Origin of the sequence: Achromobacter sp. LC458 (assembly GCF_001005835.2) — a bacterium.
GTDB classification, from domain to species: Bacteria; Pseudomonadota; Gammaproteobacteria; order Burkholderiales; family Burkholderiaceae_B; genus Achromobacter; species Achromobacter spanius_B.
Genome location: NZ_LBHW02000011.1, coordinates 72,532 through 96,981, shown reverse-complemented (window position 1 = coordinate 96,981; position 24,450 = coordinate 72,532). Strand labels below are relative to the sequence as shown.

The window sequence follows — 24,450 nt, the reverse complement described above, 5'->3', positions numbered from 1 at the left end:
CGCCGTACTTCAGATGATGGCTTCGATCAGGAAGGGGCCACGGCGCTTGAGGCCGTCGGCCAGCGCGCGCGCAAAGCCTTCCACCGTATCCACGCTGACCGCCTCCACGCCCATGCCGCGCGCCAGGTGCGTCCAGTCCAGGTAGGGTTCTTCCAGATCCAGCATGCGGCGCGCATTGCGGCCCGGTTCTTTCACGCCTACGTTTTTCATCTCGCCGTGCAAGGTGGCGTAGGAACGGTTGGCCAGGATCACTGTCAGGCAGTCCAGGTTTTCGCGCGCCTGCGTCCACAGCGCCTGCAAGGTGTACATGCCGCTGCCGTCGGCTTGCAGCGTGATGACCTTGCGGTCCGGGCACGCCACGGCCGCGCCCGTGGCCAGCGGCAGGCCGATACCGATTGCGCCGCCCGTCAGCATCAGCCAATCGTGCGGAGCGCTGCTGGCGCTATAGATCGGAAATTCGCGGCCCTGCGTGATGGACTCATCGCACACGATGGCCTGCTCGGGCAAGGTATGCGCGATCAGGATGTTCACGGCGGCGCCCGTCAGCTTGCCCGAGGAAGGCACCTCATAGGCGGCGGCCGGCGTGGCCAGGCGCGGCGCGTCGGCGGCAATGCCCAGTTCGTCGGCCAGCCATTCCAGCGCGTGGGCCAGATCTTGTTCGGCCGAGGCCAGCACCACCTGATTGCTGTCAGCCGGGGCCAACAGGCTGGGCTTGCCGGGGTAAGCAAAAAACCCCACCGGCGCCTTCGCGCCTGCCAGCACCAGATGTTTGACGTCTTTCAGCTTGGCCACCGCAAGATCAATCGGATACGGCAAGCGATCGACCGGCGTACGCGCACCGCCACGCTCGATGCGGCGGTTGGACGTTTCCGACATCAGGCGCACACCCGTCGCGCGGGCGATGCGCCCGGCGGCGTTCAGTGCGCGTTCGCGCAGCGCGGCGCCCCCCAGCATCAGCACGGTCACTTCGCCCGAACGGATCGCCGCGGCCGCCGCGCGCACGGCGTCGGCGGAAGTCTGCGCCAGCGCGGCATCCTTGACTTGTACGGGCGCGGGCGCGTTGTCGGGCAGATCGGTCCAGGCAGTGTCGGCCGGCAGGATCAACGTGGCGATATTGCCGGGCGCCTGCCGCGCCACGCCAATGGCTTCGGCGGCGTCCGCCGACACGGCAGCGGCCGTCATCGTGCGTTTGACCCAATGCGACATCGGCCGCGCCACGCCTTCCACGTCGCTGGTCAGCGGCGCGTCGTATTGCACGTGATAAGTGGCGTGGTCGCCCACGATATTGACCATGGGCGTACGCGCGCGCTTGGCGTTGTGCAGGTTGGCCAGCCCGTTGCCCAGGCCAGGCCCCAAGTGCAGCAAGGTGGCGGCCGGCTTGTCGGCCATGCGCGCGTAACCGTCGGCAGCGCCCGTCACCACGCCTTCGAACAGACCCAGCACGCACCGCATCCGGGGCTTGCGATCCAAAGCCGCGACGAAGTGCATTTCAGACGTGCCGGGGTTGGCAAAACACACGTCCACATCGTTGGCCAGCAAGGTATCGCAGAGACTGTCAGCGCCGTTCATGATTTTCCCTAGTCGTTTTCAATGGCGATGCGGGCGCATCCGCGCCCGCCTGATATGCATGATAGGTAGCGTATCAAAAACGCGATAGACCCATTTTCGGTTGGAGGCATGGAACCATTCCGGGAAATCGCCGCCGCGTTCCGCCAGCCGGAATTAGCGCTGGCGTGACGGCAGGCATAAGCGCAGCCCACATCAGCCCAGGATCTGCCCCAGGAATGCCTGCGCCCTCTCCGATCGGGGGGCATTGAAGAAGTTCTCCGGCGTGTCGGCTTCCACGATGGCTCCCTGGTCCATGAAGACGACGCGATCCCCCACTTCTCGCGCAAAACCCATTTCGTGCGTGACGCAGACCATGGTCATGCCGTCTTTGGCCAGCGCGACCATGGTGTCCAGCACTTCCTTGACCATCTCGGGGTCCAGCGCCGACGTGGGTTCGTCGAACAGCATGATCTTGGGCTGCATGCACAAGGCGCGCGCAATCGCCACGCGCTGCTTCTGGCCGCCCGAGAGCTGGCCGGGATACTTGTCAGCGTGCTGCGGAATGCGCACCCGTTCCAGATATTCCATGGCGCGCGACCGGGCTTCGTCCGCCGGCACGCCCTTGACCAGCAGCGGTGCCAGCGTGCAGTTCTCAAGCACCGTCAAATGCGGAAACAGATTGAAGTGCTGGAACACCATGCCGACTTCCGCGCGGATGCGCTCGATGTTCTTGACGTCTTCATTGAGCTCTATGCCGTCGACAACGATGCGGCCCTTCTGGTGCTCTTCCAGCCGGTTCAGCAGGCGGATCGTCGTGGACTTTCCCGAGCCCGACGGCCCACAAAGTATCAGCTTTTCTCCGGGCAACACTTCCAGGGCCAGGTCGTTCAGTACCTGGAAGTCTCCATACCATTTGCTGACGCCCTGCATCGTGATGATGGGCGCCAAGGCAGTCGTTGCATTCATCGTCTCAAGCCTTGGAAATGTCGTGGTTTTCGCCGGCGCCGCTCCAGTAGCCCGGCACCGTCAGACGCTTTTCAGAGCGTCGGAACAGGTACGACAGCACGCTGCACATGGCGAAGTAGATGACCCCCACCATCGTGTAGACCGTCAGTGCCTGGAAGGTCGCACCGGCCAGCATCTCGCCCGCCCGCATCAATTCGTACACGCTGATAACGGCCACCAGCGAAGTCTCCTTGATCAGCACCAGCGCGTAGTTGCCCAAAGCCGGGAAGACCGTGCGCAGCGCTTGCGGCAATACGATGCGACGCAGCCGCTGCACCTTGCGCAGACCCAATGCGCGCGCCGCCTCGTACTGACCCGTGTCCACCGACTGGATGCCGCTTCTGAACAGTTCGGCCAGGTACGCGCCGAAGTTCAAGGTCAGGCCCAGCACCCCGGCGACAAAGCCGTTGATCACGACGCCCATCTCGGGCAGGCCGTAGTAGATGTAGAACAATTGCAGCAGCAGGGGCGTGCCGCGAATCACCTCGATGTAGAACCGCGCGCCACGGCTCAACAGGCGCGAAGGCGACAGGCGGCACAAGCAAACGACCAGGCCCAACGCCACCGCCAGGAAAGCCGAACAGAAAAACAGCGCCAGGGTCCAGACCGTGCCCTCGGCCAACGGGGTCAGGTACATGCGCAGCGTAGCGAGATCCAAGTCGTGCTCCTTATCCGTGCCGTAACGGCGCTTACTTGCTGATGAGGTCGGACACGCCCCACTTCTTGCCAATGGCGGCCATTTCGCCGTTCGCCTTCATGTCGGCAATCGCCTTGTTGACGGCTTCAAGCAGCGCGGTATTGCCTTTTTGCACGGCCATGCCCACTTGCCACGTGCGTTGCGGCTGGTAGCCCGTATCGAGCTTCACGCCCGGGATGTTCTTGGTCTGGATCTGGTAAATGATGCTGGGGGGATCCACGATGCCAAGGTCGACGCGGCCAGCGCGCACGTCAGCCAGCAAGGTTGAATAGTCCTGGTACGTCGTGACTTTGGTGCCCGGCATGTCCTTGATCATGTTGAACTGGACAGAATCCACCAGCACGCCTACCCGCTGCCCCTGCATGTCTTCGAATTTGGCGTACTTTTTGGTCGCTTTGTCGCTGACTACCACGCCCTCTCCCCATCCGTAGACCGGGACTGAAAAGTCGATGGCCTTGGCGCGTTCTTCGGTAATGAACAGCGGCGCCGACATGACGTCCGCCCGCCCCGACGTCAGCGTGGGAATAAGGCCGGAAAATGGCACGTCGGACAGCTTGTCCGATACCTTCAGATGCTTGGCCACGCCCGCCGCCACGTCCACCATGATGCCTTCCAGTTGGTTGGACTTTGGATTCTTGAACCCGTGCGGCGGCGCCGATGCGGTGGTGACGACGGCCAGGCTTTTATCGGCGCGCACTTCGTCCAGCGTGCGCGCCTGCGCGCCGGTTTGAATCAGCAGGCCGGCGGCCGCCAGGCCCAGCAGAATGGCTTTGAATGTCATCGTTTTTCCCCTTGGATGAATGATTGCCGCGAACATGGATGATGCGAACGCCTCGGCTCAGGCCGGACGCCCTTGCGGATACTGCTGCACTGCCACCGCCGCCAGCGCGAAGAATTCCTGCATCACGGTGGCAGCCAGGAAGGCTGTCGCTCCCTGCACGTCTTGCGGCGGCGACACGGTATTGATGTCGAACGCCACGAAGTTCAGGCCGGCAAGCTGGCGCACCAGCGCCAGCCCTTCCTTGGCCGACAAGCCCCCCCACTCCGGCGTGCAAACTCCTGGCGCGCAGGAGGGGTCAAAGATGTCCATGTCGAAGCACAGGTACACGGGGCGCTGGCCGATACGCTGCTTGATGTCCGCCAGCGTGGCTTTCTGGTCCTGGTCGAAGTCGTCGTAGGGCACGATCGTGTAGCCGACCTCGCGCCCGAACTCCAGCACCCCGGGCATGAAAGAACTACCTCGCGTGCCCACGTGAAAGCTGGCCGCGACGTCCAGCAGACCCTCTTCGGCGGCGCGCGTGAACGTGGTGGCCGTGTTGTAGCCGGGGATGGGATAGGTGTCGGTGTGCGAGTCGAAATGCAGCACGACGAAATTCGGATGGCGGCGCCCCACGGCACGCAACTGCGGCAACGTCACCGCGCCGTCACCGCCCATCGAGATGGGGATGGCACCCGCGTCCAGGATGGCACCGATGCCGGCTTCGATCAGCGGGTACGAAGCGTCGGGGTCTCCTGGGTGGCACGCCACGTTGCCCACATCGATGGCGCGCAGGAATTCAGGAGGACTGTCGATGCCATGGCGGCGAAAGATGTCGACGGGGCGCAGCAAACGGGATTGCTCACGGATCGCGTCGGGACCCTGCCGCGATCCCACGCGAAAGGGGTGCGTGCCGCAATCGAACGGAATGCCCACCACGCAAGCGCGTGCCCGGCCCGCTTCAGGCTCGCGGGCCGATGGCAAACCCATGAACCCGGCTACGGGATGGAAACTAACTTCAGATGACTGCGGCACTGCGCGGCTCCCTGGATTTGCCCCGTCGTTGATAGGCGGGCGTTGCTCTATTTAGATTCAGTCGAATCGCCATGCGATACGAGTGTGTCGTAAATAGATTAGCAGGCAAAAACTTGGCTGGCCTATTAGGGTGTTCCCCCTACAGGCGTGGAATTACTTGATTTGAATAGTCGGGATTAAAAAAGAATGCGCCCCGTCATGGCGCGCCGCGTGCACCGAAAACGGGCGTGCGAAAGGGATCAGACCTCGTCGTCTGGCAAGGGCATCGCCCCGCGCAACGCGCCACCTGGTGGTTCCATCAAGTAGAAGGGATGCGTACGGCCCAAGGTGCGTGATGCACTAATGGCGTGCGCGGTCTCCACCACTTGCGGGCCGAATACGGCTTGCGCCTGTTCAAAAGACCAGCGGCTGGAAGGCACGGACACGTTCACGGCGCCCAAGGGGGTGCCGCCGGCATCCAGGACCGCCGCGCTGACCGTGATGTCACCGGGGTAAAACTCGCCGTTGGACCTTGCATAGCCGTGGCGCCGGGCGAACTCCAGTTCGGCCAGCAAGGCGTCCATGCTGGTGATCGTATTCCCCGTGAAAGGCTTGCGGTCGCAGCGTTCCAGCAAGTCTTGCGCAACGCCGGGGTCCAACTTGGCCAGCACCGCGCGCCCTGCTGCCGTGCAATAAAAAGGCAAGCGCATGCCCACCGGCATGTTCACAAACATTTCCTTGTGCGTGGCAAAGCGCGCCACATAGACCATGTCCAAACCGTCGGGTTCCGCCAGGCTGCACGTCTCCTGACTGTTGCGGTTCAGCGTGTGCAGGAACGGGTTTCCGCCCAGAACCAGCGGGCTTGTCTGCACGTAGTGCATGCCCAGCTCCAGCGACCAGGGCGCCAGCGAGAACTTCTTGGTGACGGGATCCTTGCGCAGGTAGCCCAGCGTCCAGAGCGTGTGGGTAAAGCGCTGAACCGCGCTTTTACCCAGGCCCGTGGCTTCCGCGAGTTCCGGCAGCGTCATGGCAGGCTCGCCTTCGTTGAACGCCCTTAATACGGAAATGCCGCGCGCCAGCGCGGCAATGAACAAAGGCGAATCTTCGGGATGTGGCGTCTGGGTCATGGCGCAGCGCGTGCAGGATAAAGTGCATAGCGTACCGTATAACGGTTCGCTTATATCGCATGGCGATTGGGCCGACAATCCGACTTCGGATCGCCGTCACCGCGCTCACAAGAAAAACGGCCTGCATGCGCAGGCCGTCTCGTCAGTGTGGCTGCGTCAGCGGATCGGCCATGGGTACATGGCGCCGCCATTGGTCCACAGTGCATTCGTGCCGCGTTGCAGGCCCAGCTTGCTGTCCTTGCCGACGTTGCGCTCGAACACTTCGCTGTAATTGCCCACTGCCTTGATGGCGTTGTAGGCCCATTTTTCGTCCAGCCCCATGTTCTTGCCCGCGCCCGGCGTCACGCCCAGGATGCGGGACACGTTGGGGTTGTTGCTCTTGAGCATCTCGTCCACGTTCTTTTGCGTGATGCCGTATTCCTCGGCTTCCAGCAGGGCGAACAACGTCCAGCGGACGATGCCGAGCCAGTTTTCGTCGCCTTGGCGCACCATCGGCCCCAGCGGTTCCTTGGAGAAGCGTTCTGGCAGGATTTCGTAGTCGTCCGGCTTGGCCACCTGCGTAGCGCGCACGGCGGCCAGTTGCGAGGCGTCGTCGGTGAAGGCATCGCAGCGGCCGGATTCAAAGGCGCGCACCACTTCGGTCACCTTGTCGATCACCACGGGTTTGAATTCGATTTTGTTGGCGCGGAACCAGTCGGCCAGGTTCAGTTCGGTGGTGGTGCCCGGTTGCACGCAGACCGTGGCGCCGTTCAGCTCCTTGGCGCTTTTCACGCCCAGCTTCTTGTTGACCAGAATGCCCTGGCCGTCATAGAAGCTGGCGGCCACGGCGGACAGCCCCAGGGACGTATCGCGCGTTTGCGTCAGCGTGACGGTGCGCAGCAGCACGTCGACTTCACCCGACTGCAAAGCGGTGAAGCGTTGCTGCGTGGACAGCGCAGTGCCCTTGAATTTGGTGGGGTCCCCGAATACGGCTGCGGCGACGGCGCGGCAGATGTCCACGTCCATCCCTTCCCATTCACCCTTGCTGTTGGTGGCCGAAAAGCCGGAGACGCCGTCGGTCAAACCGCATTGCACGAATCCCTTTTTCTTGACCGCATCCAGCGTGGGGCCGGCAAGCGCCGCCTGGGACACACAAGCCAGGGCCAGGGCGCCGGCTGCAAACAAAGTTGACCGCTTCATTGATGCCTCTCCTGAGAGTGATGTCCGTGCCGGCTTGTAAGACGGCGGCGGCTGAAACCAAGCCCGGCTTTACAGGGCCGGCCGCCAGATTACGCCATGTCCACGGCGTGAACAACGCGGCTTTCCCTAGAGGAAACCCCAAGGATGACAAGCTTGATAGATTCCGGGCATTTGTCCGATGACCGAACTTTATCGAACCCTTGCGCCCCGTATGGCAGGCCCCTGCATGCCATACTTTTTTTGCGTCGATGTCCGATACGCGGCATCGCCGCCCCAGCCCTAAAACGCCGAGCGCGCCACATAAAAAACCCGGCGCGCATCGATATTCGGTCGATTCATGGAGGAGACAAATCCATGGCACATGTTTGCAATTCGCAGCCCCGCCGCAATGCCGTCGCCCCGCGCCGCCTTGCCCTGAAAACCGTGCTGTGCGCAGCGCTGGCCGCCGTCGGCATGATGGCCGGCCCCGCGCATGCCGCCGATGACTGGCCCACCAAGCCCATCAAGATCATCGTGCCCTACACGCCGGGCGGCTCCACCGACATCGTCACCCGCATCGTGGTGGAAAAGCTGGCGCCGCGCCTGGGCCAGACCATCATTGTGGAAAACAAACCCGGCGCGAACAGCAGCGTGGGCTCTGCCATGGCGGCCAAGGCCGACCCCGACGGCTACACCTTTCTGGCGATGCTTCCCGCTTACCTGGTCAATTTCCACCTGTACAAGCTGAACTTCAAGCCCACCGACCTGGTGCCGGTTGTGCAGATGGCCGACCTGCCGCTGTTCCTGTTCGTGGCGGAAGACGTGCCCGTCAAGACGGTGGCCGAGCTGGTCGACTATGGCCGCAAGCATCCCGACAAGCTGACGTATGCCTCCAGCGGCACGGGGTCGAACGCGCACCTGACCGGCGCCATGTTCGCCTCGCAGAACAAGATTGCAATGACGCACGTCGCCTACAAGGGCAGCGCGCCGATTTTGACCGACCTGCTGGGCGGGCGCGTGTCGATGGTGTTCGACCCCATCCTGGTGCCCATGCAGTACGTGAAGCAGAACCGGCTGAAGGCACTGGCCTTCACCGGCAAGGAACGCTGGCCCGACGAGCCCTCCATTCCCACCATGGGCGAAGCCGGCCAGCCGGGCTTTGAAACGGGATCATGGGCGGGCCTGCTGGCGCCGGCCAACACGCCTCAGCCGATCATCGACCGCATGGCGCGCGAGATCGCCGAGGTGGTCAAGGACCCCGAGGTCAAGCGCAAATTCGTGGACGTGGGCTTCATGCCGGTGGGCGGCACGACCGCGCAATTTGCCGACCTGATGCAGAAAGAGTCGGCCCGCTACGCCGAGGTCATCAAGCAAGTCGGCATCACCGCGAACTGAAAGGCGGCGGGCGGCGGCATGGCCGGGCGCCCGCCCGATCGGAGCTTCACCATGATCAACAAGTTCATCGACACCCCCGAGGCCGCGGTCTCGGATATCAACGACGGCGCCACGGTGCTGATCAGCGGCTTCGGCGGCGCGGGTATGCCCACCGAACTGATCCACGCGCTGATCGACCAGGGCGCGCGCGAGCTGACCGTGGTCAGCAATAACGCGGGCAATCGCGAAACCGGGCTGGCCGCGCTGATCAAGGCGGGCCGCGTGCGCAAGGTGATCTGCTCGTTTCCGAAGGCCTCGCACTCCTGGGTCTTTGATGACCTGTACCGGCGCGGCGGCATCGAACTGGAATGCGTGCCGCAGGGCACCATCGCCGAACGGCTGCGCGCGGCCGGGGCCGGGCTGGGCGGGTTCTTTACGCCCACTGCCTACGGCACCGAACTGGCGGCAGGCAAGGAAACGCGCATCATCAACGGACGCGGCCACGTATTCGAAACGCCGCTGCATGGCGACTTTGCGCTGGTCAAGGCCGACCAGGGCGACCGCTGGGGCAACCTGACTTATCACAAGAGCGCGCGCAACTTCGGCCCGATCATGTGCATGGCGGCCAAGACCACCATCGTGCAGGTGCGCGCCAAAGCCGACCTGGGCGAGCTGCCGCCCGAAGCCATCGTCACGCCCGGCATCTTCGTCAAGCGCATCACCGAGGTGGCGAACGCCGCCTTTTCCAGCTGAGGCCCACGTATGTACCAACCCCTGACCCGCGAGGCCATGGCGCGCCGCCTGGCCCTGGATATTCCCGACGGCAGCTACGTCAACCTGGGCATCGGCATGCCGGTGCTGGTGGCCGCTTGCCTGCCCGATGATCGCGAGATCGTGCTGCACAGTGAAAACGGCATCCTGGGCATGGGCCCGCCGCCTTCGGAAGACGCCATCAACCTGGACCTGATCAACGCCGGCAAGCAGCCGGTGACGCTGCTTGCCGGCGGCGCATATTTTCACCACGCGGATTCGTTCGCGATGATGCGTGGCGGCCATCTGGACATCTGCGTCATGGGCGGCATGCAGGTCGCGGCCAACGGCGACCTGGCCAACTGGTCGCTGGCCAAGCCGGGCGAAGCGCCCGCCGTGGGTGGCGCGATGGACCTGGCGGTGGGCGCGCGCAGCGTGTTCATCATGATGGAACACAACAGCAAGAACGGCGATCCGAAAATCGTCGAACGCTGCACCTATCCGCTGACGGGCGCGGGCGTGGTTGACCGCATCTACACGGATTTAGCCGTGATCGACGTGACGCCGGACGGCCTGGTTGTTCGAGATATGATCGACGGCATGACGCTGACCGAACTGCAAGGACGCACCGGCGCGCCGCTGCGCGCGGGCTGATGCTGCCCAACCTGCCCCCACCCGGCTACGCGCTGCCGCTGGCCGAGGACGAGCATCCCGACCAGTTCCGTGGCGACCCGGACTACATGCTGACCCTGGCGCGCGGCCTGCACGTGATCCGCGCATTCGGCACGCGCCGCCATCCGCAAACCGCCGCTGAACTGAGCCGCCGCGCCGGGCTGCCGCGCGCCGTGGTGCAGCGCTGCCTGCACACGCTGGTGCTGCTGGGCATCGCGGAACAGCACGGCAGGCTGTTTGTGCTGACGCCGCGCATCCTGGGCCTGGGCTACGCGTATTTCTCGTCCACGCCGTTCGTCTCCCTGGCCCAGCCGGTGCTGGAAGAGCTAAGCGCCACGGTCAACGAGACCTGCGCGCTGGCCATCATGGAAGGCAACGAAATGCTGTACCTGGCGCGTTCGGAAGTGAACCGCCTGCTGGCCACGTCCATGGGGCTGGGCAGCCGCCTGCCGGCATATTGCACATCGATCGGGCGCGTGCTGCTGGCGCAATTGCCCGAGCCGGCGCTGGCCCGCTACTTTGCCGCCACGCCGTTGCAGCCCTACACGGAATTCACGCTGACCACCGAAGCGCCGCTGCGCGCCGAACTGGCGCGCATTCGCGAGCAGGGTTACGCGGTGGTCGACCAGGAATTGGAATTGAACGTGCGCGCGATTTCGGTGCCGGTGCGCTCGGCCAGCGGCAAGGCGTGCGGCGCCGTGAATGTCAGCGTCAAAGCGGCGCGCGTGCCGCTGACGCGGCTGACGGACGAGTTCCTGCCGCCGCTGCGTCAGGCGGTGGAACGAATCGGGGAATTCCTGGTGGCGTAGGAAGGTGAACGCGCGGCCGGGGCAAGGCGGCCGCCGTTGCGAGGGAACGACGGCCCGGCGTTCGAGCATCGATCTGTTTGAGCCCGATGTTCAAGCCCCGATCTGTTCGAGCCCCGATCTGTTCGAGCCCCGATCCGTTTGAGCCCCTCCTGATCGAGCCCGTGCTGTGCGGGCCCCTTCTATTCGAGCCCGTTCTGTGACGCGCGCCTGTCCCTACGAAGCCAGGTCGGTGGTATCCAGCGTGAACGCCGCCGCCGCGCGGCCGATGCGATCGTTGACGGCGTGCCAGGCGTCGGTGGCAGGCGGCGCCTGCACGACGATGCGCGCATAGCCCTGCTTGTCCAGATCCCGCAGCAAGCCATACAGCGCCTGCGCATAACGCGTCGGGTCCGCCGGCACCGGGTGCCATTGCAGGCGCGCATCCAGCGCGTCGGGCTTGTCGCCATACGCCACCACCACCACCTTGCCGGGCGGCAGATTGCGGCCTTGCGCCACGTCGCGCAGGCGGTCGTCGGATGCCAGCTCAAGGGGGGTGCGGGGGGCGTAGTGCGCCTTCAGCGTGCCCGAGGCGCGCGGCGCGGCGGCATCCGGCGCGAACACCTGCACGCCCAGCACCGCTTCGATCTGCGCAGCGCTGATATGGCCCGGGCGCAGCAGCACGGGGCCCGCGCCGCGATCCAGGCGCGACAAGTCAAGAATCGTGGATTCGATGCCCACTTCCGATGCGCCGCCTTCCAGCACCGGCATGCCGGCCGCGACTTCCTCAGGGAATTCAGCGCGCACGTGGTCGGCGCGGGTGGGCGATACCTGGCCGAACTTGTTGGCCGATGGTGCCGCCACGCCGCCCTGCCCGTTCGGCTTACCCGCCGCGAACGCCGCCAGCAGCGCCTGCGCCACGGGATGCGACGGGCAGCGGATGCCGATGCTGTCCTGCCCACCGCTGACGGTGTCGGCGATGTGCGGCGCGCGCTTGAGGATCAGCGTCAGCGGGCCGGGCCAGAACGCGTCGATCAGCAGACGCGCCTCGGTCGGGACGTCTGCCGCCCAATAGCCCACGTCGCCCGTGGGCGCAATGTGCACGATGACAGGGTGGTTCGACGGCCGGCCCTTGGCCGCGTAGATCTTGGCCACCGCCTGCGGGCTTTGCGCATCCGCGCCCAGGCCGTAGACGGTTTCGGTCGGAAAGGCGACCAGTTCACCGTCCAGCAGGCGTTGCGCGGCGTGGGATATTTCCGCGTCGCTGGCGGAGTCGGGCGGGGGCAAGGAAGACATCGGGATCGTCGCGGGTGACTCGGAGTGACTCGGCGTTATTCGGGCGTGACTCAGGCGTTACTCGGGCGCCTGCATGCCCAGCGCGGCAGCCACGCTCGCGGCATCGCTGCGGGCCTGCTCCAGCGTGGGCGCCACGATGGTGATGTGACCCATCTTGCGGGCGCGACGCGCATCGCGCTTGCCGTACAGGTGCAGCTTGGCGGTGGGCACCGCCAGGGCCGCCGCCCAATTGGGTTCGCGCTGCTGCGTGGCCGTGGGCGATTCGTACCAGATGTCGCCCAGGATGTTCAGCATGACGGCGGGCGCCAAGAGCGCCGTGCTGCCCAGCGGCAAACCCGCCATGGCGCGTGCCTGCTGTTCGAACTGGCTGGTGACGCAGGCGTTCATCGTGTAGTGGCCGCTGTTGTGCGGACGCGGCGCGATCTCGTTGACGATCAGGCTGCCGTCTTTCAGCACGAAGAATTCCACGCACAGCACGCCGTGATAGCCCAGGCCTTGCGCAATGGATTGCGCGGCTTCGGTCGCGCGGGCCTGCCGTTCGGCATGCGCGGCGTCCGACTGCACGGGCGCGGCGGTGGACACCGCCAGGATGCCGTCGCGGTGCACGTTGCGCGCCACCGGGAAGACAACGCTTGCGCCGTCGAAACCGCGCGCCAGCACCACCGAGATTTCGTAGTCCAGCGGCATCAGCGCTTCCAGCACGCAGGCCACGCCGCCAAACTCGGCGAAGGCGGCCAGCGCTTCGTCGCGCGTGTTGATGCGGGCCTGGCCCTTGCCGTCATAGCCCAGGCGCGCCACTTTCAGGATGCCGGGAAACAAGGCGTCGGGCGCGGCGCGCAGGTCTGCTTCGGTGCGGATGGCGGCGTGCGGCGCCACGGCGATGCCTTGCGAGGCGATGAAGGTCTTTTCGGCGATGCGGTCCTGCACGATGGCGACGGCGTCGGCGGCCGGGCTGACGCGGCAACGCGTGGCTAGCGTACGCAGGCTGTCGGCAGGGACGTTTTCGAATTCGGTGGTGACGGCCTGGCAGGTCTGGGCCAAACGGGCCAGCCCGGCTTCGTCGTCATAGGCAGCCTGGATGTGCAGGTCGGCCACCATGCCCGCGGGGCATTCGTCGGCCGGGTCCAGCACCGCGACCTTGTAGCCCAGGCTTTGCGCCGCATGGCAGAACATGCGGCCCAATTGGCCGCCGCCCAACAAGCCCAACCAGCCACCGGGAGCGATCATGAAAGAAGTGGATTGGCTCATACGATCGACGCCTCGGGCGGAACCTTCATGTCGCGCGCGGCTTGCGTCTGGCGGGCGCGGAACGCCACCAGCTTCTGATGCAGGTCCGCATCGGTGCCGGCCAGCGTGGCAATCACGTGCAGCGCCGCGTTGGCGGCGCCCGCTTCGCCGATGGCGAACGTGGCCACCGGCACGCCCTTGGGCATCTGCACAATGGACAGCAGAGAATCTTCGCCGCGCAGGTATTTGGACGGCACCGGCACGCCAAACACCGGCACTTCGGTCAGCGCCGCCATCATGCCCGGCAGGTGCGCCGCGCCGCCAGCGCCGGCGATGATGCCGCGCAGGCCACGGCCATGCGCGGCCGCGCCGTATTCGGCCATGTCCTGCGGCATGCGGTGCGCGGAAATCACGCGCGCCTCATAGGCCACGCCGAAATCCTCAAGCATGCTGACCGCGTGCTTCATGACCTCCCAATCGCTGGAAGATCCCATAATCACGCCCACCACGGGCGAGGCCTTGGCCGCTGCGGAAGTCTTGGCTGTCATAACCGGTGTCAAAGAGGGTAAGACCGCGGAAACCTGCCCGCGGAATGTCAATGGACCGCGGATCCAGTCCGCGAAACCCGGTATTTTACCCGGCGCGCGCGGCAGGCTATGGCGCGGTGGCCTTGGGCAGCCACAGATAGGTGTCGGGGTTGTCCGGGCACGGGCCAAAACCGCATTCCAGCGTGGTGCCGCCGACGTTGGCCAGCGTCATGACAAAAAACAGGGCCATGACCAGGACGCCCAGCGCCGACACGGGCTTTTTCAGCATGGTGTCGCCCCATTTGCGGTCGGCCGTCTGCATCAGCACGCAGAAGACGATGATGGCCGCAAACGCAATGAACGCCCAGGTATAGAAGTGCATGCCCAGGAACGGCGAGCCATAGCCGGGATCGCCGGGCGCCAGGTGCAGCAGCACTTGCCGGCCCGATGCGACCATGCCGCCCAGCGACGCCGCGATGCTCATCGCGTAATGCATGGGGGACGGGCCCAGGCGCAGGTTCAGCAGGAACCCCACGCCGGCCAGAATCAGCGCCACGCGTTGCAGCAGGCACAGCGGGCACGGCAGTTCGTCATAAATGAGTTGCCAGGCGAACGCCATGGCCAGGATGCCGGTCACGCCCAGCAGCGCCAGCCCATTGATGACACGCGAGCCACGCGCCGGATTACCAGAGAAGATCATCGCCCGGCCTTTACAGCGACAACGCCAGCGGCGTATTCATGTGATGCACGCACCAGGCCGCGAAGATCAGCAAGGTCAGCAGCCAGAAGGTCACGCATGGACGGCGACGGCCCAGCACGCCAAACCACACGGCGATCAGGCCAGTCAGAAACGGCAACATCATGATCATGCGACGGGCTCCTGTCGGGGGCGTCCTGTAAGCAATCGAGGAGTATAACGTAACAATCCGACATATTTGTTATCGAAAGCCCGGATGCGCGCGCCGCGGACTTATGCGTCCCCCCAAAGAAAAACCCGCTCGGTGCATTCACCGGCGGGTTTGTTTTCGTCTAGGCGGCGCCATCGGTCAACTGCGTCAACGGCGTCAACGGCGTCAACGGCGCCAGACGGGATCAGGCAATCAGGCGGTCCAGCGCTTCGCGGTACTTGGCGGCGGTCTTTTCCAGCACTTCCTGCGGCAGGCGCGGGGCGGGCGGGGTCTTGTCCCAGGTCTGGGTTTCCAGCCAGTCGCGCACGAACTGCTTGTCGAACGACGGGGGGCTGATGCCCACGCGGTAGCCGTCGGCCGGCCAGAAGCGCGACGAATCGGGCGTCAGCACTTCGTCCATCAAGTGCAGCGTGCCGTTATCGTCCAGGCCGAATTCAAACTTGGTATCGGCAATGATGATGCCCTTGGTGGCGGCAAAGCGCGCGGCTTCGGCGTACAGCTTGAGGGTCACGTCGCGGATGCGTTCGGCCATTTCCTGACCCACTTCCTTGACCACGTGCGCGAAGTCCACGTTTTCGTCGTGCATGCCGAATTCGGCCTTGGCGGCGGGCGTGAAGATCGGTTCGGGCAATTGGCTGGCCTGTTGCAGGCCGGCGGGCAACTGGATGCCGCAGACGCTGCCGGTGGCCTGGTAGTCTTTCCAGCCGGAGCCGATCAGGTAGCCGCGTGCAACGGCTTCCACCAAAATCGGCTTCAGGCGCTTGACCACGACGGCGCGTCCGCGCACCTGGTCAACTTCGTCCGGCGCCACCACGTCTTCGGGCTTCACGCCGGTGGAGTGGTTCGGCAGGATGTGGGCCAGCTTCTGCAACCAGAATTCGGTCAGCTCGGTCAGCACCTGTCCCTTGCCGGGAATGGGGTCGTCAAGAATCACGTCGAACGCGGAGATACGATCCGACGCGACGATCAGCAACTTGTCGTCGCCCACCGCGTACATATCGCGCACCTTACCGCGGCCCAGCAGCGGCAAGGACTTGATGCTGGATTGATGCAAAGCAGAAGTCACGGGAATGGCCTATGGCAAAAATGAAGATTCCCGCCACGGGCGAGCGCCAGGGCGGGAAGTAGAACGAAATCGAAACTTGCGCAAAAGGCGGCATGGCCTGTGCAAGACGCATAGATTACTGCAAATATGCCCGTCTTGCCGGGCGGCAAGGGCCGGGTTAGCCTCTGATTCCCGACTCACGATTCGCGCCGACCGCCCCAGCCGCGTCACGGCGCAGACCTCACGCCCGGAGACAAAGCCGTATGCAGGATGCTTCCCTTAAACGCCCGTCCGCCGCCGACGCGCAGGTACACCTGACTGGCGGTTGCCAGTGCGGCGCGATCCGTTACGCCGTTACCGACGAGCCCATCACCGCCGCCACCTGTCATTGCCGCGACTGCCAATATTCCAGCGGCGGCGCGCCGGCCCATGCGCTGATCTTTCCCGCCGGCTCCGTAACGATGCTGCGCGGCCAGGCCAAGGAACACCGCTACAAGGGAGACTCCGGGCACACCGTCATGCGCAGCTTCTGCGCCGCCTGTGGCACGCCGCTGTTCGGCGGCTCGGAAGGCATGGGATACGAAGTGGTGCGCGCCGGCTCGCTGGACGACCCCGAAGCCTTCCACGCCAAGGCCAGCCTGTGGACGAGTTCGGCGCCGTCCTGGCACCACGTGGACCGCAGCGTGCCGCACTTCCCGCAAAACTCGCCGCCCGCCTGACTTGCGGGGCTGACGCGGCCAGCCGATACGCCCGTCTTGGCAGCCGGCCAAAACAAAGGGGTGGGTCCACGACGGACCCACCCCCTTTTGCTATCCCGGCGCCCCCCGAAGGCGGCGCTGGATAGGTTTACTGCACCACTTGCGACAGCTTGCCCGAGGCGTACTGCGCGGCGATTTCGGTCAGCGGCAGCGCGCGGATCTTGCTGGCGTTGCCGGCGGTGCCGAATTCCGTGTAGCGAGCCACACAGATCGCCTTGGCAGCGGCGCGGGCGGGCTTCAGGTATTCGCGCGGGTCGAACTTTTCGGGGTTCTCGGCAAAAAAGCGGCGGATCGCGCCGGTCATGGCCAGACGAATATCGGTGTCGATATTGATCTTGCGCACGCCGTACTTGATGGCTTCCTGGATTTCCTCGACCGGCACGCCGTAGGTTTCCTTCATGTTGCCGCCGAATTCGCGGATTTCAGCCAGCAGTTCCTGCGGCACGCTGGAGCTGCCGTGCATCACCAGGTGGGTGTTGGGCAGGCGGGCGTGGATTTCCTTGATACGGGAAATCGACAGGATGTCGCCGGTGGGCTTGCGCGTGAACTTGTAGGCGCCGTGACTGGTGCCGATGGCAATCGCCAGCGCGTCCAGCTGGGTGCGGCGCACGAAGTCGGCGGCCTGTTCCGGGTCGGTCAGCAGCTGGTCCATGGTCAGCTTGCCGTCGGCGCCGTGGCCGTCTTCCTTGTCGCCTTCCATGGTTTCCAGGGAACCCAGGCAGCCGAGTTCGCCTTCAACCGTCACGCCCAGCTTGTGGGCGACGTCCACCACCTTCTTGGTGACTTCGACGTTGTAGTCGTAGTCGGCAATGGTCTTGCCGTCTTCTTTCAGCGAACCGTCCATCATCACGCTGGAGAAACCGAGGTCGATGGCGCCTTGGCAGACCTTGGGCGACTGGCCGTGATCCTGGTGCATCACGACGGGGATGTGCGGATAGGATTCCACCGCGGCCTGGATCAGGTGCTTCAGGAAGCCTTCGCCCGCGTACTTGCGCGCGCCGGCCGAGGCTTGCATGATCACCGGGCTGTCGGTCTCCGCAGCGGCTTCCATGATGGCCTGGACCTGTTCCAGGTTGTTGACGTTGAAAGCCGGAATGCCGTAGCCGTTCTCGGCGGCGTGGTCGAGCAACTGGCGCATGGAGACTAGGGCCATGAGTGGTCCTCCTAAGTACTGTTTATTGAAATGGTTGAAGGCTTGCTGAATGGGGTGATTTTACGGGGGTTTCCAGGAAAGGTCTTGCAACCGCCGGTATCCGGTCCATTCAGCCGATGGCAAAGCGGCGCAAGCCGCGCGCAGGTCGTCCGGACGCATGAGGGACAAGGGGCGGCCAAAGCCGCCCCGACACGCGAAGTTTCACTTTCGGGGGCTGTTCCCCCGACTCCGTCCCTAGACAGGCTGCGGCACGGCGATGCGTCCCGCCCAGGGCTGGGCAGTTTCCAGTTGGGCCGACAAGGCCAGCACCACGGCTTCGTCGCCATAACGGCCCACCACCTGTACGCCCACCGGCAGACCCGCGTCAGTCCAGACCAGCGGCAAGCTGGCGGCCGGCTGGCCCGACGCATTGAACGCCAACGAGAACGTGCCGTAAGTGGCGACCTTGCGGCGGAAGTCCAGGAACGTGCCCTGGGCCGTGGACAATTCGCCCAACTTCAACGGCAGTTGCGTCAGCGAGGGCGACAGGATGGCGTCGTAGCCCTCCATATAGTTGTCAAGAATGCGGCCGATGGCATGGAAGCGGTTCACGCTGCCGATGTACTGCGCCGCCGGCAGCGACTTGCCGTATTCATAGCCCTGGCGCAGCACGGGTTCCAGGTCGTCGTCGGCCAAGGGCTGGCCGGTCAGGCCCAGCCGCGTGTCCACCGACAGCACGATGTTTCCGGCCAGCACATTGGCGTGGGCCCGCACGAAGGCGTCGTACTCGATGTCCGGTGGCGTGCCGTCCACGACCTCGTGGCCCAGCTCCCGGCATAGCGCCGCCGCGCGCTCGACAGCGGCAACGCAGTCGGGCGCCACCGCCACGCCATTGAAGGCGCTGCGCCACACGACGATGCGCAGTTTGCGCGGGGGGGCAGACAACAGTTCCAGAGAAGACGCCGGGGCGGCGGGCGCCGCGTAGGGCGCGCCCGGCTCCGGGGCACACACGGCGTCCAGCGCGGCCGCCGTGTCGCGCACCGAGCGCGACAACACCCCATCCGTCGCCAGGCCGCCCCAGCCTTCGCCGCGCAACGGACCCATGGGCACGCGGCCCCGCGACACCTTCAACCCATACACGCCACAAGCAGCGGCCGGGATGCGGATGGAACCCCCGCCGTCGCTGCCGTGCGCCAAGGGCACGATGCCTGCCGCCACCGCCGCCGCCGCGCCACCGCTGGAGCCGCCCGTCGAGCGCGTCGGGTCCCAGGGGTTGCGGGTGGGGCCGCCGTTACGCGCCGCCTCGGTGGTGGGCGCCATGCAGAATTCGGGCACGGTGGTGCGGGCAAACGGGATCAGGCCGGCGGCTTCAAAGCGGTCGGCCAACGTGGCGTTGCGGGCATAGCGCGTATCGTTCAATAGGCGGGAGCCCAGGCTGGACGGAAAGCGCGTGTGCGCCAGACCGGAATCCTTCAGCAGAAACGGGATCGCGCCGAACACGCCCCGGGCCTGCCAGGCGCGCGCCACGTCCAGCGATTCTTCATAGCGCTCGTAGCAGAGCGCATTCATGGCCGGCGCGCGTTCCCGCGCCAGCTTGATGGCGCAGGCCATCAGGTCTTCGGGGCTGACTTCGCGCCTTGCCAACAAGTCCGCCAGCGCCAGCCCGTCCAGCGCCTGATACTCGGTGTCACGCATACTGCTTGCTCCTTGATGGGTCTGACAGCGCTTCCAGATCGGGTTTGTTCCAGGCCTTGCCCGGCACCGATTCGATCAGGCGGCGCGTGTATTCATGTTGTGGGTGGTAGAAAATCGTGGCCGCGCGTTCCAGCTCCACCAGTTGCCCCTGCCGCATCACGGCGATGCGGTCGCAGATCTGGGCTGCGACACGCAGGTCGTGGGTGATGAACAGCACGGACAAATCGAACTGCCCGCTTACTGTCTTAAGCAGGTCCAGCACCTGCGCCTGGATGGACACGTCCAGCGCCGACACGGCTTCGTCCGCCACCAGCAGCCGGGGCTTCAAGGTCAGGGCGCGCGCGATGCCCACGCGCTGGCGCTGCCCACCGGAAAATTGGTGCGGATAGCGGTCGCCCGCGTCTCCGCCCAAGCCCACCAGTTCCAGCAATTCACGCGCATCGCGCAGCGCGGTCTTGCGGCTGATGCCGAACGCGATGGGGCCTTGCGCCACCGCCTCGATCACGCGGTGGCGCGGGTTCAGCGATGCGTAGGGGTCCTGGAACACCATCTGGATCTGGCGGCGATAGGGGCGGAAGTCGCGCGGCTTCATGCCGACGAGTTCCTGCCCTTCCATGCGCACGCTGCCGCTGTCAGGCGAGATCAGGCCGATCAGCGTGCGGCCCAAGGTGGACTTGCCCGAGCCGGACTCGCCCACCAGGCCCAGCGTTTCGCCCTGCCGGATTTCCAGCGAGATATCGCGCAGTGCGTCGACCCGGCGCCCGCCGGTGGCGAAGGTCTTGCACAGCTTGTCCACCACCATCAGCGCGGGCGCCGCACCCGCTTCTTCCTTGCCCTGGGGCTTGTGCGGCACGGCGGCGATCAACTGGCGCGTATAAGGGTGCTGCGGGCGGTTCAGAATGTCTTGGGCGGCGCCCGCCTCCACCACCGCGCCCTTGCGCATGACGACGATGCGGTCGGCAATGTCGGCCACCACGCCAAAGTCGTGGGTGATGAAGATGACGCCGATGCCCATGCGCCGCTGGATGTCCTTGATCAGCCCGAGGATCTGCGCCTGCGTCGTGACATCCAACGCGGTCGTGGGTTCATCCGCGATCAGCACGTCCGGCTCCAGGGCCAGCGCCATCGCGATCACCACGCGCTGCCGCTGCCCGCCCGACAACTGGAACGGAAAGGCGTCGATCATGGCGGCGGGATCCGGCAGCAGCACCTGTTCGAACAATTCCAGCACGCGCTGCTTGCGCGCCGAGGCGCTCAGCGTGGTGTGGCGTTCGAGCACTTCGTCCACCTGTCGGCCCACGCGCATGATGGGATTCAGCGCGGTCATGGGTTCCTGGAACACCATGCCGAACGACTTGCCGCGCAAGCCGTACCAGTCGGTGGCCGACAAGCCGACCAGGTCGCGCCCGCCGTACAGAATTTTCCCTTGCGTGATACTGAGTTGATCGTCCGGAAGCAGACCCATAATGGCGTGCGCCGTCACGGATTTTCCCGAACCCGATTCGCCGACCACGCACATGATTTCATTGCGGTTGACGGTGTACGACACGCCTTGCACGACCGTGGGTCCCCCGTGGGCAGCGGTGACGCTAAGGTCGCGGATGTCAAGCAGCACGCTGTTCTGGTCGGCACTCATTGCGTTGCCCTCCTGCGGGCCAATTTGGGATTCAGGGCATCGTTGAGCGCTTCCCCGATCAGGTTCAGCGACAACACTGTCACCAAGATTGCCACGCCAGGGAACACGCTCATCCACCACGCATCCCGCAACACGCTGCGCGACATCCCGATGATGTAACCCCACGTTATGGCATTAGGGTCGCCCAGACCCAAGAAACTGAGGGCCGATTCCAGCAGGATTGCACTTGCGATCATCAGCGAGCCCGAAACAATCACGGGCGACAAACTGTTGGGTAGGATCTGCGTCAGAATAATGCGAATGTTGGACTGCCCTGCCAGCATCGCGGCTTGCACGAATTCGCGGTTCTTCAGGCTCATGAATTCCGCCCGTACCAACCGCGCGAGCGGCGGCCACGACACCACCGCAATCGCGAAGATCACAGTCGCCATATTGGGGGTCAGAATGGCGACCAGCACCACCGCCAGGAAGAAGCTGGGAATGGTCTGGAACAGCTCGATAAAACCCACAATGGCTTGGTCCACGCGACCGCCATAAAAGCCGGCCAACGCCCCCACCGTGATGCCCACCAAGATGGACACAACGGTGGACACTGCAGCCAGTAGCAGGGTCACGCGGGACCCGTAAGCGATGCCAGTGGCAATATCGCGGCCCAAGGTATCAGTGCCCAGCAGCGCACCGTCGGACAGCGGCGGCATAAAGGGGCCGTTGACGATGTCCCACGGGCTGTCAGGAAAGATCCAACCAGCGGTAATGGCCATCAAGGTGACCAGCCCCAGCACGATCAGGCCGATGATGCCGCCCTTGTTGCGGCAGAAAGATTGTATGAACGCATTCATTTCAGTTCGATTCTGGGGTCCGCCACCGTGTAAAGAATGTCGGTGACAATGTTGACTACGACCACGATTAACGAGGCCACGAAAAACACGCCCAATAGCACGCTGTAGTCGCGCTGCACCAACGCGTCAAAGGCCAGTCGCCCGATACCAGGCCACGCGAACACCGTTTCGACCAATAGCGACCCGCCGATGAGCCCGCCCGCCTGAATACCCGCGTAGGTGATGACGGGCAGCAGCGCGTTGCGCAACACGTGCCGTACGATGACCGTGCGTTCTGACAAGCCCTTGGCGCGTGCTGTCTTGACGAAGTCAAGTTGGCTGATTTCGAGAATGGACGCGCGCGTTAGCCGGGCGTAGACGGCCATGTAAAACATGCCCAACGTCAACGCTGGCAGCAGCAAATGCTTGGCCACGTCGGCCATGCGCGCCATTCCCGTCAAGTCGGCACCGACACTTTCATAGCCGAAGGCGGGCAGCCACTCTAGATTGACCGAGAACAGCAGCACTAGCATCAGTCCCACCCAGAACAGCGGCGTGGCGTAAGCCAGCATGGACAGCGTGGTGATGACAGTGTCGCCCCATTTGCCCACCCGCAATGCGGCCTGTGTACCGAGGCTGATCCCGGCCAGCAACGCAAAGGCAAACGCCGACAACGTTAGCAACAGCGTCGCTGGCAGATGCTGCAAGATCAAGCTGGAAACAGACGCCTGTTGGCGGTAGGAATAGCCTAGATCAAACGTGGCGACGTTCTTCAGGTAATGTCCCAGTTGCACCGGGATGGGCTTGTCCAACCCGAACTCCTGACGCAGCTTTTCGATGAACTCGGCGTCCACCGCACCCGATTGCCCGGCAAGAATTTCAGCCGGATCACCCGGCGCCGCGCGAACCAGGAAGAAGTTAAAGAGCGCGATCATCAGCAGAACCAGGGCGCTCTTGACCACCCGATTCGCCAGGAATTTACTGACCGCCTTCATTCTTTGGACAGCCAAGTGTCGCTTTGCGTATCAACTACGCCAAGCGCGGTCGTCACCGCGTCATGCACGCGCTTGTTCAGCAGCGTGGAGGATTTGGTGTCGGCCAGCCACAGGACCGGCACGTCGTCTACCAGAATGCGTTGGACTTCGCTGTACAACTTCTGACGCTCTTCGTCGGTAGGGGCGGTGGCGGCGGCGTTGAAGAGTTCGTCGACCTTGGGGTTGTCGTACTGCGAGGTGTTGCTGAACATCAGCCCCTTCTTAATGTTGCTGCCCAGATAGGTGCGCGCCACGCCTATGGCCGGGTCGCCGTACTGAAACACGCCGTTGGCGGCCATATCGAAATCCCAGTTGCCCACGCGGCTGGTCCACCCGCCAACGTCGGTGCTTTCGATATTGACGGTCACGCCGATCTTGGACAGATTCTGCTTGATGTATTCCGCAGTGCGGCGTGGCGTTTCGCCGTAAGGCAGCGGTATCAGGCCGATGGTGGCGCGCACGCCCTTGGCGTCGGGCTTCAGACCCATTTCATCTAGCAACGCAATGGCTCGCTTCGGGTCGTACGGATACTTTTTGACGTTGGCGTCATAGAAACGCGTGTTGTGGTGAATGGGACCAGTGGCCACCGTACCCGACCCGAACATGATCTTGTCAACGATGAACTGACGGTTGATGCCATACATCAGCGCCTGACGGAATCGTTTGTCCGAGAAGGGATAACGGCTGCCGTCGAGCTCGAGCCAGTGCATGGTCGACCAATACTCATATCCCTTGTGGGTTTGATTAATGGTCGGCAGCTTGGCCACGCGCGCCACATCGACGGGCTCGATGTCTTGCTGCCATGCTTGCAGCACCGTGCCTTGCTCCAAAGCCACGCGACGCGAAGCCGAATCGGGAATCACGCGGTACGTGATGCCGTCCAGATAAGGCCGGCCTTCCTTCCAGTATTGCTCGTTCTTAACCAGTTCAATATATGACCCGCGTTCCCAGCGCTTGAACTTAAACGGGCCGGTACCGATCGGCGCGTTGTTGTTCGGATTCCGGCCAATTGGCGTGTCCACGTCGTACAGGTGCTTGGGCAGGATGGCGCCGCCGCCGATATCAAACGCGTACAGAAACGCCGAGTACGGCTGCTTTAATTTGAAAACGACCGTATGTGCGTCCGGTGCCGACACTTCTTGCACGTTGGCCATCAGCGTGCGTGTGCGTGGAGTGCTAGCCAGCACTTTGGTGTACGTAAACAGCACGTCGTCGGATGAGAACGGCTTACCGTCATGCCACTGCACCTTGGGCTGCAAGTGGAAGGTATAGGTCAGGCGGTCGGCGGACACGTCCCAAGACTTGGCCAGCCCAGGTTGCGGCTTCAGGTCGAAGGAATAGGTCAACAGGCTTTCGAAGATCTTGCCGGCAACCAATTGTGTACTCGCGACTTGCTGCACGGCCACGTTTAAAGTCGGCGGCTCGGGGCTCAGGATGGCAGTCAAGACGCCGCCATACTGGGGCGTTTCAGCCGCTTGCAAGACGGG

At 64.3% G+C, this 24,450-nt stretch carries 24 protein-coding genes; 5 read left to right on the top strand and 19 right to left on the bottom strand.

From position 1 onward, the window contains the following. Positions 1 to 9: 9 nt before the first annotated feature. The 7 genes from YH64_RS11825 to YH64_RS11795 form a co-directional block, all read right to left on the bottom strand. The gene (locus YH64_RS11825; RefSeq protein ID WP_046804428.1) at positions 10 to 1,569 is read right to left on the bottom strand and encodes an acetolactate synthase large subunit; all 1,560 of its coding nucleotides are present in this window, start codon (positions 1,567 to 1,569) and stop codon (positions 10 to 12) included. A 192-nt stretch (positions 1,570 to 1,761) separates the two neighbouring features. Beyond that, on the bottom strand, positions 1,762 to 2,478 hold the full coding sequence (locus YH64_RS11820) for an amino acid ABC transporter ATP-binding protein (protein WP_370512739.1): 717 nt from the start codon (positions 2,476 to 2,478) through the stop codon (positions 1,762 to 1,764). 40 nt (positions 2,479 to 2,518) lie between these two features. Further along, on the bottom strand, positions 2,519 to 3,211 hold the full coding sequence (locus tag YH64_RS11815; RefSeq protein WP_006222809.1) for an amino acid ABC transporter permease: 693 nt from the start codon (positions 3,209 to 3,211) through the stop codon (positions 2,519 to 2,521). Positions 3,212 to 3,242: 31 nt separating this feature from the next. Beyond that, entirely contained in the window at positions 3,243 to 4,031 is a 789-nt protein-coding gene (locus YH64_RS11810; RefSeq protein ID WP_046804426.1) for an ABC transporter substrate-binding protein, read from the bottom strand. A gap of 57 nt (positions 4,032 to 4,088) precedes the next feature. Continuing rightward, positions 4,089 to 4,997 carry an arginase family protein gene (locus YH64_RS11805; protein ID WP_046804425.1) on the bottom strand — a complete coding sequence of 303 codons (909 nt, stop codon included), beginning with the start codon at positions 4,995 to 4,997 and terminating at the stop codon, positions 4,089 to 4,091. A 284-nt stretch (positions 4,998 to 5,281) separates the two neighbouring features. After that, entirely contained in the window at positions 5,282 to 6,148 is an 867-nt protein-coding gene (locus YH64_RS11800; protein ID WP_046804424.1) for an IclR family transcriptional regulator, read from the bottom strand. A gap of 156 nt (positions 6,149 to 6,304) precedes the next feature. Continuing rightward, positions 6,305 to 7,327, bottom strand: a complete 1,023-nt coding sequence (locus tag YH64_RS11795) for an amino acid ABC transporter substrate-binding protein (RefSeq protein WP_046804423.1) — start codon at positions 7,325 to 7,327, stop codon at positions 6,305 to 6,307. Positions 7,328 to 7,681: 354 nt separating this feature from the next. Between YH64_RS11795 and YH64_RS11790 the strand changes: the two genes are divergently transcribed. The 4 genes from YH64_RS11790 to YH64_RS11775 are packed head-to-tail and all read left to right on the top strand — an operon-like array spanning position 7,682 to position 10,911. Continuing rightward, complete coding sequence (locus YH64_RS11790; RefSeq protein WP_046804422.1) at positions 7,682 to 8,701, top strand: tripartite tricarboxylate transporter substrate binding protein; 1,020 nt, start codon at positions 7,682 to 7,684, stop codon at positions 8,699 to 8,701. 51 nt (positions 8,702 to 8,752) lie between these two features. Beyond that, positions 8,753 to 9,433 carry a 3-oxoacid CoA-transferase subunit A gene (locus YH64_RS11785; protein WP_046804495.1) on the top strand — a complete coding sequence of 227 codons (681 nt, stop codon included), beginning with the start codon at positions 8,753 to 8,755 and terminating at the stop codon, positions 9,431 to 9,433. Positions 9,434 to 9,442: 9 nt separating this feature from the next. Next, positions 9,443 to 10,084 carry a 3-oxoacid CoA-transferase subunit B gene (locus YH64_RS11780; protein WP_046804421.1) on the top strand — a complete coding sequence of 214 codons (642 nt, stop codon included), beginning with the start codon at positions 9,443 to 9,445 and terminating at the stop codon, positions 10,082 to 10,084. Beyond that, complete coding sequence (locus YH64_RS11775; protein ID WP_046804420.1) at positions 10,084 to 10,911, top strand: IclR family transcriptional regulator C-terminal domain-containing protein; 828 nt, start codon at positions 10,084 to 10,086, stop codon at positions 10,909 to 10,911. Before YH64_RS11780 ends, YH64_RS11775 begins: the two co-directional genes overlap by 1 nt. A 213-nt stretch (positions 10,912 to 11,124) precedes the next feature. Here YH64_RS11775 and YH64_RS11770 read toward each other — a convergent pair whose 3' ends face one another. The 6 genes from YH64_RS11770 to YH64_RS11750 all read right to left on the bottom strand — a co-directional run bounded on the left by YH64_RS11770 (position 11,125) and on the right by YH64_RS11750 (position 15,911). After that, a complete protein-coding gene (locus tag YH64_RS11770) occupies positions 11,125 to 12,183 on the bottom strand; it encodes an L-threonylcarbamoyladenylate synthase (RefSeq protein WP_046804419.1) in 1,059 nt (352 codons plus the stop codon). A gap of 57 nt (positions 12,184 to 12,240) precedes the next feature. Further along, positions 12,241 to 13,431 carry a 5-(carboxyamino)imidazole ribonucleotide synthase gene (locus YH64_RS11765; protein WP_046804418.1) on the bottom strand — a complete coding sequence of 397 codons (1,191 nt, stop codon included), beginning with the start codon at positions 13,429 to 13,431 and terminating at the stop codon, positions 12,241 to 12,243. After that, complete coding sequence (purE, locus tag YH64_RS11760) at positions 13,428 to 13,958, bottom strand: 5-(carboxyamino)imidazole ribonucleotide mutase (RefSeq protein WP_046804417.1); 531 nt, start codon at positions 13,956 to 13,958, stop codon at positions 13,428 to 13,430. The genes YH64_RS11765 and purE overlap by 4 nt, the downstream gene beginning before the upstream one ends. Before the next feature lie 106 nt (positions 13,959 to 14,064). Further along, entirely contained in the window at positions 14,065 to 14,637 is a 573-nt protein-coding gene (locus YH64_RS11755; protein WP_046804416.1) for a disulfide bond formation protein B, read from the bottom strand. A 10-nt stretch (positions 14,638 to 14,647) separates the two neighbouring features. Beyond that, the gene (locus YH64_RS30185; protein ID WP_046804415.1) at positions 14,648 to 14,806 is read right to left on the bottom strand and encodes a DUF5993 family protein; all 159 of its coding nucleotides are present in this window, start codon (positions 14,804 to 14,806) and stop codon (positions 14,648 to 14,650) included. Between the two features lie 223 nt (positions 14,807 to 15,029). Beyond that, positions 15,030 to 15,911, bottom strand: coding sequence for a phosphoribosylaminoimidazolesuccinocarboxamide synthase (locus YH64_RS11750; protein WP_046804414.1), 882 nt, complete (start codon positions 15,909 to 15,911; stop codon positions 15,030 to 15,032). A gap of 242 nt (positions 15,912 to 16,153) precedes the next feature. On the opposite strand from YH64_RS11750, the gene YH64_RS11745 reads away from it, so the two are divergent. After that, positions 16,154 to 16,609 carry a GFA family protein gene (locus YH64_RS11745; RefSeq protein ID WP_046804413.1) on the top strand — a complete coding sequence of 152 codons (456 nt, stop codon included), beginning with the start codon at positions 16,154 to 16,156 and terminating at the stop codon, positions 16,607 to 16,609. A 127-nt stretch (positions 16,610 to 16,736) separates the two neighbouring features. Here the strand turns inward: YH64_RS11745 and fba are convergent, their stop codons facing one another. The 6 genes from fba to YH64_RS11715 form a co-directional block, all read right to left on the bottom strand. Next, positions 16,737 to 17,801 carry a class II fructose-bisphosphate aldolase gene (gene fba / locus YH64_RS11740; RefSeq protein ID WP_046804412.1) on the bottom strand — a complete coding sequence of 355 codons (1,065 nt, stop codon included), beginning with the start codon at positions 17,799 to 17,801 and terminating at the stop codon, positions 16,737 to 16,739. A gap of 234 nt (positions 17,802 to 18,035) precedes the next feature. Next, positions 18,036 to 19,475: an amidase gene (locus tag YH64_RS11735; RefSeq protein ID WP_046804411.1), complete on the bottom strand. Its 1,440-nt coding sequence runs from the start codon at positions 19,473 to 19,475 to the stop codon at positions 18,036 to 18,038. After that, entirely contained in the window at positions 19,468 to 21,111 is a 1,644-nt protein-coding gene (locus YH64_RS11730) for an ABC transporter ATP-binding protein (RefSeq protein WP_046804410.1), read from the bottom strand. Before YH64_RS11730 ends, YH64_RS11735 begins: the two co-directional genes overlap by 8 nt. Next, on the bottom strand, positions 21,108 to 21,950 hold the full coding sequence (locus YH64_RS11725) for an ABC transporter permease (protein ID WP_046804409.1): 843 nt from the start codon (positions 21,948 to 21,950) through the stop codon (positions 21,108 to 21,110). Before YH64_RS11725 ends, YH64_RS11730 begins: the two co-directional genes overlap by 4 nt. After that, positions 21,947 to 22,924, bottom strand: a complete 978-nt coding sequence (locus YH64_RS11720) for an ABC transporter permease (RefSeq protein WP_046804408.1) — start codon at positions 22,922 to 22,924, stop codon at positions 21,947 to 21,949. Before YH64_RS11720 ends, YH64_RS11725 begins: the two co-directional genes overlap by 4 nt. Beyond that, positions 22,921 to 24,408 (bottom strand): ABC transporter substrate-binding protein, encoded by a 1,488-nt coding sequence (locus tag YH64_RS11715; RefSeq protein ID WP_255444346.1) that lies wholly within the window; start codon positions 24,406 to 24,408, stop codon positions 22,921 to 22,923. Before YH64_RS11715 ends, YH64_RS11720 begins: the two co-directional genes overlap by 4 nt. Between the last annotated feature and the right edge of the window lie 42 nt (positions 24,409 to 24,450).